Genomic DNA, 10,811 nt, shown 5'->3' on the forward strand with positions numbered 1-10,811 from the left:
AATTTCCCGGGGACCGGGGAGGGGGCCCAACTGTCTAAAAATATATGAAAAATAAGTCCTTCACATTAGGGGTGATGGGGGGAGGGGGTAGTATGGAAAGAATAGACTTTGAAAAATTAAAAAATCAATTATTATCACGTATTGATACTGATGATTTGCTGGAAGTAAAGAAAGTAAATGATTTAATTCGACTGCATGAATTAGATGCAGAGTGCGATACAGTGATTGATCGTGATGGAGTAAGTATCACCATCGAAAATGGTTCGCAAAAATTTATAAAGAGCCATCCTAGTATGAATGAGAAAATGAAAATTAACGCTCAAAAAATCGCGTTGGAAAGATCAATTAAATTTAAATTAAAGGCAACTCCTGCCCCTGCATCATCATCTGTGGAAGGCAAACCAAAGCGTGGTAGTTTAATTTGATTACTTATAACTACGTAGAAGAATATATTTCGATGTGGCGTAACGGCGACATCATTTTAAACAAAGAGCGAATCATGCTTATCGAGTGGCTTGAAGCGGACATTCTGACTATGGATAACGTTTACTTCGATAGTAAGCACATTGAACAGTTTATACAATTTGCTGAAAAGTGGTATTTCGATTTAGAGCCATTTCAAACATTTATCACTTGTTTTATTTTCTTGCGTTATAAGGATACTGATGATTTAGTATTCGATGAATTTTTCATTTACATGGCACGCGGAGCCGGTAAAAACGGTTTTATTTCAGCACTTGTAAATTATCTAATTAGCGAGCTTCACGGAATCAAATTTTATAATGTGTCAATTGTGGCCAACAGTGAAAAACAAGCTAAAACTTCATTTGCAGAAGTCTACAATGCAATTGATATGAATGATGATTTGAAGTCTTATTTCAAGCATCAAAAAGCTGTTATTGAATCGGTAGATACAAAGGCTATCTTCCAATTCCATACGTCAAACGCAAGCACGAAAGATGGTTTGCGCGATGGTTGTGTTATTTATGATGAAGTACACGAATATGAAAACAATGATGTAGTAGATGTATTCTCGGGTGGTCTCGGTAAAGTGCGAGACAGTCGGGAATTTTTTATTGGTACAGATGGATTTGTACGAGATGGTTTTATTGATCGTTTAAAAGAACGTGCTATGAGTATTTTGAAGCGTGAAGTTTCGGTAAAAGAAGATTCATTATTTCCATTCATGTGTTGTATTGATGATGAAGAAGAAATGCATAATCCAGACATGTGGCAAAAGGCGAATCCACAGTTTCATCCGCCATTAAGTAACTATGCAAAAACATTATTCAAGAAAGTGTTGAAGCAATACAAGAAGCTCGAAAACGATTCATCAGGATACGAAAATTTCATTACCAAACGTATGAATCTACCAAAAGTTGATTTAGAAAAATCAGTTGCAGCATGGGAGAAAATAAAAGCTACCAATCAAGGATATGATTTATCGGAATTGAAAAAACGCGAATGTATAGGTTCTGTTGACTATGCAGCTATTCGAGACTTTGTTGCATGTGGGTTGCTTTTCTTGAAAAACGATAATTACATCATACCAAGAGAACTATCGTATTCGTTCGTTTGCAAACCTTTTGCTGATAAACATTACGGTTATAGTACGCCAAAAGCAGAAGGTAATAACAAAAAGGACCATCGCAAATTTGCGCCTATTCGCGAATGGGAAGAAGATGGTTTATTGAAAGTGCTAGATAAAGATTCAATGGATCCATACATCGTTGTTGGGTGGTTCGTTAACCGCCGTAATGAAGGCTGGAATATAAAGAAAATCATAGGAGATAGTTTCCGTATGGAAATTTTACGGCCTCTTTTTGAAGCAGAAGGATTCGAAGTTGAAACCATTCGAAATCCAGATGCGGCGAGTGCTTTGTTATCCCCAAAAATTGACCTTGCGTTTGATGAGGAGCGAGTCATTTTTGGTGAAAATCCTATTATGCGTTGGTATACAAATAATGTATTGGTTGTTATTGATAACAAGGGCAATAAGTTATATCGAAAAAAAGAGCCAGTCAAACGTAAAACGGATGGTTTTATGATGTTTTTATATGGAGTTTGGGCATCTAGAGATTTAGAGGATTACGATTTTACAGATGCTTTAGATGCTTTAGATGCACTCAATTTCTAGGGAGGGGGTGAAAATGTAAATGGGATGGTTAGGAAACGTATTAAGAAGAAATAGCGAATTAGAATCATTATTTGATTTGGATTTAATGGATGAAACCAGCCATCGAACATATTTAAAAAAGATGGCTTTGGAGATTTGCGTCAACTTCATCGGTCGTACCATAAGCCAATCTGACTTCCGGGTTATGGAGGGGGACAAGCGCCAGCATAATGATTGGCATTATCTTTTAAATGTAAGGCCGAACACAGATCAAAGTGCTGCGGACTTTTGGCAAAGCTTTATCTACAAATTGATTGATGAAAATGAAGTACTAGTTGTTTTGACGGATGACAATAATTTGCTTATAGCTGACTATTTTGTCAGGGATGAATATGCTGTGTATCCAGACAAATTTAAAGACGTAACCGTTAAGGATTATACGTTCAAACGATCATTCCAAATGGACGAGGTTATTTATCTAACTTATAACAATGAGAAACTTTCAAAATTCATGGAAGGGATGTTTGATGATTATGCTGATTTGTTCAGTCGGATGATTGAAATCAGCATGAGGAATAATCAAATTCGCGGAACAGTTGGAATTGATTCAAGTCAAGCCCTGGATGAAAAGAACACAAATAAACTGCAGAATTTCATTGATAAGTTATTTAAATCGTTTAAGGTAAATTCCATTGCTCTAGTCCCTAAGCTAAAAGGTTTTGAATACAACGAAGTATCAAAAGGCGATGTGAAGGTGCAATCCATTGAAGAATTAACCAAGTTAAAACGGTCTGTTATTGATGATGTAGCCAATGTGTTAGGTATTCCCAATGCTTTAATTCATGGTGAATTATCTGATTATGAAACATCTATTAAGGCTTATGTAAGGTTCTGTAATAACCCAATCGTCAAGAAAATACAGGATGAATTAAATGCAAAATTAGTTACCAAAGAAGATTTTTTAAAAGGGTCCCGGATAGATGTGTTTGGGTTAACAGAAAGGGATTTAATAGAAAATGCCGAGGCAGTTGATAAATTAGTGGCCTCTGGAGCGTTTACCAGAAACGAGGTGAGGGAGTTGTTTGGCAAGGAACGATCAGACAATCCAGAATTAGATGAATTTGTTATTACGAAAAACTACCAGGCTGCGGGTCCTGTTGAAGGAGGTGAGACTAAGTGACGAAAAAAATTCAAGCAATCCCTTATAAGTTTTTGAACCAAACCAATGGAGAAGAGCATGAAATGATTATTTCAGGTGTGATTGGTAAAAGTGGATGGTTTTATACGGCCACAAGTGCAGAAGATGTTCGAAATGCTTTAGCTGAAATTACTGCCTCAACTGTGCGAATTAAATTAAATAGCGGTGGCGGCGATGCTGATCAAGGGGTTGAAATTTACAATTACTTAAAAGACCTAGATAAACATATCGTTGTGGAAGTGACATCGTTGGCTGCATCTGCCGCATCAATTATCGCTATGGGTGCGGATGAAGTGATCATGCGTACAGGATCTAGAATGATGATTCATGAAGCGGCAACCTTAGCATATGGAACTAAACAAGATATCAAGAAAACTCTTAATGCTCTTGAGACTTACGACGAATCAATCATATCCATCTATCAACAGAAGACGGAAAAGAGTCGTGAGGAAATTGCAAAGCTGATCGAGGCTGAAACTTGGATGACGGCTGAACAAGCTGTTAAGGATGGTTTCGCTGACAAAGTGGAATATGAACCTAAAGATGATTCAAAAGAAGTCATTACTGACGAACAATTACAAGATATCATTAATGCAGTTACCAACAATTTAAAACAAAATAATAACCAAAACAATGAACCTTTTCCCCCTGTCCCATCTGAGCGCGAGCCAGTTAAGACAAAACGTAAAGGGTTCATTTTTTAATTAAAGGGAGGAAACCAGAATGACTATGAAATTAAAAGGTAAAATGGAGAACTTTGAAGCAAAGAAAGCAGCTTACATGAACTTGGTGAAAGCAGAAGAGCAAGATGCGGAAAAGCTTGCTTTGGCATGGGATGAAATGCAATCTGCGCTTGCTGAAGACTTGACCGAAAAAATCACTACTCAGGTACGCACGCAACAAATGGATGCTCAGATTCTTACCGCCCGCGGCCAAAACGTCCTTACATCAGAAGAAAGAAAATTCTTCAATGAGGTTATTTCTAGTGAAGGCTTTGCTGAGGAATCAATCCTTCCTGTAACGACTCAAGAAAGAATTTTTGAAGACTTGGTGCAAGAACATCCTTTATTGGATGCAATCGGCCTGCAGGACTTAGGAGCTGTCACACGCTTTATCACGTCTGACCCAACAAAAGCCTATGCGTGGGGTAAATTGTTTGGAGAAATTAAAGGACAAGTCAGTGCCGCCTTCAGTGAAGAACAAATCGGCCAACTGAAACTTACTGCCTTTGCCGTCATTCCAAAGGATATGCTTGAACTTGGACCAGAGTGGGTTGAGCGTTACGTCCGTAACCTGTTAGTGGAATCTTACTCTGTTGGCCTTGAATACGGTTTAGTAAACGGCCGAGGACCTTCTCAAAATGAACCTGTTGGCATAATGAAAGATGTTGCTGAGAATGGGGCGGTGACAACTAAAACTACTTCTGGCACTTTGACATTTGCTCCTTCTCAGTATGGAGAGATCATTGCAGGTGAATTGCATGATGTCATTAAAGCATTATCAACAAATGAGGAAGGCAAGGCGCGTAAGGTGCTCAACAAGATTGTAATGGTAGTAAATCCTATCGATGCAATTAGTGTTGAAGCTAGAAACACCATCCAGACAGCAAATGGTCAATGGGTTACAGCTTTACCTTATAACATTCAAGTTGTAGAGTCAGAAGAAATTCCGGTTGGCCAAACTTTATTCTTTGTGAAAGGTCAATATCTAGCTGCTGTTGCCGGGGGTTACAAAGCAAATAAATTTGATCAGACACTGGCAATCGAGGATGCTATGCTCTACACAATCAAGCAATTTGCGAATGGTAAACCAAAGGATAATAAAGCTGCATTGGTCTATGATCTGGATATTTCGTTTGCACCTGCACCAGCTGGCGTTTGATTGGAGTGAGGTAAATGGAGGTTGTAACATCTGACCTATTGGAAGAGTTTAAAGAGCGCATGCATATTTCCCATTCGAGTGAGGACGACAATTTAAAAAGATTGTTGTCCTTTTCTATTTCTGCGATAAAAAGCAGTTGTGGAGAGTTTGATATTAATGGTGAAAAGGATACTGATAAAAGAGCGAAGGAACTTGTATTTGAACGTACCCGTTATGCTTACAATGATGCTCTTGAGTATTTTGATGACAATTTCTTAAGTCAGATAACAAGCTTAGGGATTTCTTTGATACCGGAGAGTGATACAGATGCAACCATTTAAATATAAACCACCAAGGGTTAATACAGGGGATTTACGCACACCCATATATTTTTATAAGTATGTAGCAAATGAAGGACCTGAACCTGGTGAGTCTGAAAAAGAAATTCTCTATCAGGCATGGGCCAAGATTGATAATGTTTGGATGAAAGATTTGGAGATTGCTAAAGCAAATGGAACCCTATCTGATATCACCATTACGATACGAGATCCGCAAGCAGATTATATCCCTAATAATAAGCATTATCTTTCTATCGATGCTCTTGAATACCGCGACAAGCGGTATAACGTTAAACACGTTCAACCTGACTTACAGAACAAAGGATTTATCACGATTGTGGCAGGGATAAAAGAATGAGTGTGAAAATTTCAGGAGAAAAGAAATTGATTGCTGAAATAGAAAAACGTTACGGACAATTGAAGGTGCAGCAATTAAGCGATATGGCTCTAAAAAAAGGAGCCGAGGTTTTTGTCAGGGAACTAAAGAGTCAGTTTGAATCCTTCAAGGATACAGGTGCGACAATCGATGAAATGACTATTTCCGAACCAATGTGGGTGAATGGTTCCCGTACTATAAAGATTCATTGGAAAGGCCCTAAAGATCGATACAGGATTATCCACTTGAATGAATTTGGCACAGTGAAGAATCCCAATCCACAAGGTAAGGGAGCAATAGCCAGGGCTATGAGAAATGCCGAGAAGGAATATCGTGACACCATAAAAAGGGTGATAAAGGAGGGGATTTAATGGATGTATTAGGGATGGTATATAACCAACTAATTGCTGACCCATTTATTATGGAGAAGGCAGCAGGAAGGATTAAATTTTATGATTTTCCTGAAACCAGCAGCGTGACAATGGCTCCAAATATCATCATAGATCCATTAGATGTCCCTCTTCCTAAAGACTTCGCAGATGATACCTGGCTGACATATGACTGCCTTTATCAAATTGAAGTGTGGTCAAAGAATAGAACCGCGACAAGAGAATTATCTGAACAGATCAGTAAAGTCATGTGGGAATTTGGTTTTCATCAATGTCCAGGTGTGGATGAATGGGATGAAGATACAGGTATTTACCGTGATGCCAGAAGGTACCGAGGAAAATTATACAGAGAAGACTTAGACACTTTATAATGTGTCTTTTTTTATATCATAAAAGGAGTGATTAGGAATGGCAGTAGAAAAAAATTACAGAGCAACAACCGGGGTTGACGAATTTCATTATGCGACATTGACTGAAACAGGCATTGAGATAACTTCAATGGAACCTGAGCGAGTGAAGTTCCTTCAAGAAATAACGATTGAAATGCCACAAGAAGCAGTTAGGGCTTACGGTGATAATACAACAGCTGAAATTGCAGTATCAAACGGAAATATCAGTGTTACATCAGCCTTTCACAAAGTGCCAGTTGAGGATAAGAAAGTATTGTTTGGATTGGAATCAACTGTGGATGGTCTATATTCATACGGTCCAAACGATTTCCCTCCATATGTAGCCTGTGTATTTGCCAAAACATATCAAGATGGATCAACGGAATGGGTAGGCCTACCGAAAGGGATTTTTATGCGTCCTAACATTTCTAGTAAAACGAAAGAAGATAGCGTAGAGTTTCAAAATGAAGAAGTTACTGCAGAATTCATGGACAGGGATGTGGAAGGGTTTGAAGATCCTAAATCTGTACTTTTCGGTATGGATAAAAAAGGCGAAACTACAAGCCGTGATGCCCTCTTCCAAGCTATCTTTGGAAAAGCTTATCCTGGTACTGGCGCACCGGCGGGGGTGTAATAAATGAGTGAAAAAAAGAAATATCAAGCCACAGTTGATTTTAAAGACCTTCAGGACAAGGGTAAGATATATCGTAAAGGGGATTCATTTCCTAAACCGGGTAATAAAAAGGTTGAGGAAGAGCGATTAGAGGAATTATTGTCCTCTGATAATAAGATGGGAAAACCAGTCATCAAAGAAATCTAAGAGTGGGAAAAATGCCTGCTCTTTTTTAGTAGAAGGCTCTGTTAAGTTGTTGATTTTCTTGATGAACTAACGGGGCAGCATTCCTGTAATAACTGAAAATGAAGTTTGAACGAAAAAAGACCTCTTGATAAGATGAATGTGTCCTAAGCTGGCCAGCTAAAAAAGGACAAAACATCTATTTGGAGGTCTCACAATGAATTATAACCAAAATCATAAAATCACTCAAATTACTTCTGAAACCTTAATTGTCGGAGTAGATATAGCCAAGCACAATCATGTCGCAAGAGCACAGGATTTTAGAGGATTGGAACTGGGTAAAACGTGTTTCTTTGAAAATACGAATGCAGGATTTCATTCGTTTCTAGATTGGATTAACCAACTTGTTAAAGAGTGTAAGTTAAATCAAGTGATTGTAGGCATGGAGCCAACCGGTCACTACTGGTTAAATCTAGCTCATCTTCTAAAAGAGAATAATATTAAGTTCGTATCTGTCAATCCACTACATGTTAAACGAAGTAAAGAATTAGACGATAATTCACCTACAAAGAATGACGTGAAAGATGCAAAAGTCATCGCACAATTAGTCAAAGACGGAAGATACGCCGAACCAACAATTCCACAAGGAATTTATGCAGAACTCCGAGTGGCCAAAAAACTTCGCGATCTTCTCAACGTTGACTTACAAGTCGTTCAGGGACAAGTTCATAACTGGCTTGATCGTTACTTTCCCGAATTTTTGACAGTGTTCAAAAGTTGGGAAGGCAAGGCAGCTATTCATTTTCTAAAGCTAGAAGCCTTGCCACATGAACTTGTAAATTATACGGAAGAAGAGCTCTTACTTTCCTTAAGACAAGTGGTAAAACGCAGTATAGGCTTAAAGAAGATACGAGCACTCAAAGAAGCAGCCAATCGTTCGATTGGTATTCGTCAAGGGGCAGCTATGGCGAAATTAGAGTTGAGAGCTTTACTAGAGAAGTATGATTTTATTCAAATGAAATTCGAAGAATTAGATTATCAATTAGATCAGTTATTAGACCATATCCCAGGTGTTACTCAGATGTTAGAGGTGTCAGGAATCGGTCGAGATACAGTAGCAGGGTTTTTCGCAGAGGTCGGCGACCTCAGAGACTATCAACATCCTCGCCAAATCGTAAAATTAGCAGGTTTAAGTTTAAAAGAAAACACATCCGGAAAGCACAAAGGTCAGACCAAGATTACCAAACGGGGACGAAAGAAATTGAGGGCTCTCTTATTCCGGGCAGCCATGATACTGGTGGCAAAGAACAAGGCTTTTAAAGCTCTCCATATATATTACACAACACGTGCTCAGAATCCATTAAAAAAAATGCAATCTCTGATAGCCTTGTGTAACAAGCTTATTCGAATTCTGTTTTCAATCGGTAAAAAACAATTTACGTTTCAAGAAGACAAGATGTTAATGGATATCCCTCATATGGCAACATTTATGGTGCATCAAACAGTCGCATAGTTCATCGAATTTAAGGTTACACGGTCATTTAATTAACACTCATTTAAAAGTGAAGCACGGATTAGTCGGCAAAGCAACTAACGTGAGGGCTTAGATCCTGTGGGGCAGCATGACCGACATCCACCTCATGGAAAGGTTGAACGAAGGAATGTAGGAGCATCGACTCTGTGAGACATGGGAGGGTTGACCTCCATGAGACAAGTGGATATCCTAAAGTGCGATTATAACATTGATTAAACCAATTTTTTCCTATAATTGGCTAGTTTAGCATACACTTTTTTCGATAAATCCCTACCCTTGAGGAGTGATGCCGAGCTTACATAAATAACTGTTAATGATATGACTATGAAATTCGAAGAATTCTAGAGCAATCGTGAGATTGTGTTTAGTTTATTGAGGGAGAATAGTTCCATAAAAAAATGATGCCGCAGGAACCCTGTTATTGAAGTAAATCCCTTTTAGTTGCAAAGGAAAAAGCTACAACAATGAAAGCTATGATCTGGAAAAATAAACCACTTGATTGAAATCTGCAGAACCGTCTATTCATATCAAAATAAATTATTATTTTAATCGGTGATTTTTAACTGTTATGTTAATAATCAGTATTATGTAAAATAGGAAAGCGAAATATATTGTGTTTAATGATGTCGGTTTATGTTGTTTAATGTAGATTGAAATATAGAATAAATATGAACCCTATTTGTTGCAAAAAAGTTCACTCTATATTTTAAGTTAGATACTACCTTCGTTAATTATTAATTACTATAATTTATCTTATTTTTCTTGAGTTATTATATTATTATTTATCACTTAATATTTTTATTGTATGTTTAAACGTGGTTTTAAAGAAATAGAAGAGGGAGGATATGTAATTTTAATATCAGACAATAATTCCAGGTAAATCCTATCGGGAGATGGGAACTTCTAAAATCAGGAGAGTGAACATGTCAAATTCTTTATTTATCGAAAAAGGCTTAGATAAGGAATGGGCAGAATTGATATTATATGCCCGAGAGTTAGGTATATCTATTGATGAAATTAGAGAATTCTTAAATCGTTCGCAATCTTCGGGACCTGAATAAGGTCTTTTTTTATTCCATCCCTCTAACTTATTGCACAATTTGTGTCAACTCTAAATAAATCGTTAGTTCATTAAAAGTGCACTTAAGAAAACCACTTATAGTAGGTGGTCTTCTTTTATTTGTTCAAAAATCAACGATAATCTTTAACAAAGCCTATAAGAAAAGGAGATGTTTTAGAATGGCTAATTTAAAACGTAACATGATCGAATTGGTGAAAGAAGTAAAAGAAGGGGAAATCGTCACAGAAAAACACCTAACTCCAATATTTATCCCTTTTTCAGTAGTATATGAGGCTGTGGATCTTACACAAGAAATGGAGAAGAGTGAAAAAGAAAAAAATGCGTCATCTGAAAAGGAAATGATCGATAAACTACTGGAATTTGTAGCCAACAAGATTTATAACAAACAATTTACAAAAGAAGATCTATTTAATGGTCTGCATGCACCTGATGCTATTCAAACACTTCAAGAACAAATTATCTTTGTGGCTCAAGGACGTCAGACCGATGAAACAAAAAAGTTTTTGGCGAAGAAAGGTTAAAGGATGAGGACTTTTCTCCAGCCAAACAAAAGGAATATATGGACAAGGTCATCCTTGAAAATGTGAAAAATGGGAAGGACATCAATGAAGTGTTAAGCATGCCATTTCACTTTCTAATTGAAATCCTCAGCGAACAAAATAAGCCAAGACAGGAAAAGTCCCTAATTGCCGCATTCGGAGGATAGGGCTTTTTTTTGGCATGTGAAGGGAGGG

Annotated in this window: 15 protein-coding genes; all 15 read left to right on the forward strand. The window is 37.5% G+C overall.

The window, feature by feature from the left end:
- Window positions 1-92: 92 nt before the first annotated feature.
- Window positions 93-425, forward strand: a complete 333-nt coding sequence (locus OSJ91_RS06670; protein ID WP_350300606.1) for a hypothetical protein — start codon at window positions 93-95, stop codon at window positions 423-425.
- Window positions 422-2,137, forward strand: coding sequence for a terminase large subunit domain-containing protein (locus tag OSJ91_RS06675; protein WP_350300605.1), 1,716 nt, complete (start codon window positions 422-424; stop codon window positions 2,135-2,137). Before OSJ91_RS06670 ends, OSJ91_RS06675 begins: the two co-directional genes overlap by 4 nt.
- Before the next feature lie 19 nt (window positions 2,138-2,156).
- Window positions 2,157-3,296: a phage portal protein gene (locus tag OSJ91_RS06680; RefSeq protein ID WP_485891270.1), complete on the forward strand. Its 1,140-nt coding sequence runs from the start codon at window positions 2,157-2,159 to the stop codon at window positions 3,294-3,296.
- The gene (locus OSJ91_RS06685; protein ID WP_350300603.1) at window positions 3,293-4,018 is read left to right on the forward strand and encodes a head maturation protease, ClpP-related; all 726 of its coding nucleotides are present in this window, start codon (window positions 3,293-3,295) and stop codon (window positions 4,016-4,018) included. Before OSJ91_RS06680 ends, OSJ91_RS06685 begins: the two co-directional genes overlap by 4 nt.
- Before the next feature lie 19 nt (window positions 4,019-4,037).
- Window positions 4,038-5,195, forward strand: coding sequence for a phage major capsid protein (locus OSJ91_RS06690; RefSeq protein WP_350300602.1), 1,158 nt, complete (start codon window positions 4,038-4,040; stop codon window positions 5,193-5,195).
- Window positions 5,196-5,209: 14 nt separating this feature from the next.
- The gene (locus tag OSJ91_RS06695; protein WP_350300601.1) at window positions 5,210-5,515 is read left to right on the forward strand and encodes a head-tail connector protein; all 306 of its coding nucleotides are present in this window, start codon (window positions 5,210-5,212) and stop codon (window positions 5,513-5,515) included.
- Window positions 5,502-5,870, forward strand: coding sequence for a phage head completion protein (locus tag OSJ91_RS06700; protein ID WP_350300600.1), 369 nt, complete (start codon window positions 5,502-5,504; stop codon window positions 5,868-5,870). The genes OSJ91_RS06695 and OSJ91_RS06700 overlap by 14 nt, the downstream gene beginning before the upstream one ends.
- Window positions 5,867-6,259 (forward strand): hypothetical protein, encoded by a 393-nt coding sequence (locus tag OSJ91_RS06705; protein ID WP_350300599.1) that lies wholly within the window; start codon window positions 5,867-5,869, stop codon window positions 6,257-6,259. Before OSJ91_RS06700 ends, OSJ91_RS06705 begins: the two co-directional genes overlap by 4 nt.
- Window positions 6,259-6,648, forward strand: a complete 390-nt coding sequence (locus tag OSJ91_RS06710) for a hypothetical protein (protein ID WP_485891271.1) — start codon at window positions 6,259-6,261, stop codon at window positions 6,646-6,648. Before OSJ91_RS06705 ends, OSJ91_RS06710 begins: the two co-directional genes overlap by 1 nt.
- 37 nt (window positions 6,649-6,685) lie before the next feature.
- A complete protein-coding gene (locus OSJ91_RS06715; RefSeq protein WP_350300597.1) occupies window positions 6,686-7,300 on the forward strand; it encodes a major tail protein in 615 nt (204 codons plus the stop codon).
- Between the two features lie 3 nt (window positions 7,301-7,303).
- On the forward strand, window positions 7,304-7,486 hold the full coding sequence (locus OSJ91_RS06720; protein WP_350300596.1) for a hypothetical protein: 183 nt from the start codon (window positions 7,304-7,306) through the stop codon (window positions 7,484-7,486).
- Window positions 7,487-7,679: 193 nt separating this feature from the next.
- Window positions 7,680-8,975 carry an IS110 family RNA-guided transposase gene (locus OSJ91_RS06725; protein WP_485890017.1) on the forward strand — a complete coding sequence of 432 codons (1,296 nt, stop codon included), beginning with the start codon at window positions 7,680-7,682 and terminating at the stop codon, window positions 8,973-8,975.
- 944 nt (window positions 8,976-9,919) lie between these two features.
- Window positions 9,920-10,057: an anti-repressor SinI family protein gene (locus OSJ91_RS06730; RefSeq protein WP_144477654.1), complete on the forward strand. Its 138-nt coding sequence runs from the start codon at window positions 9,920-9,922 to the stop codon at window positions 10,055-10,057.
- 178 nt (window positions 10,058-10,235) lie between these two features.
- Window positions 10,236-10,598: a phage tail assembly chaperone G gene (gpG, locus tag OSJ91_RS06735; protein ID WP_350300594.1), complete on the forward strand. Its 363-nt coding sequence runs from the start codon at window positions 10,236-10,238 to the stop codon at window positions 10,596-10,598.
- 38 nt (window positions 10,599-10,636) lie between these two features.
- Window positions 10,637-10,783 (forward strand): phage tail assembly chaperone GT, encoded by a 147-nt coding sequence (gpGT, locus tag OSJ91_RS06740; RefSeq protein WP_350300593.1) that lies wholly within the window; start codon window positions 10,637-10,639, stop codon window positions 10,781-10,783.
- Window positions 10,784-10,811: the final 28 nt, after the last annotated feature.

The organism is Bacillus sp. T-10(2022), assembly GCF_056502895.1.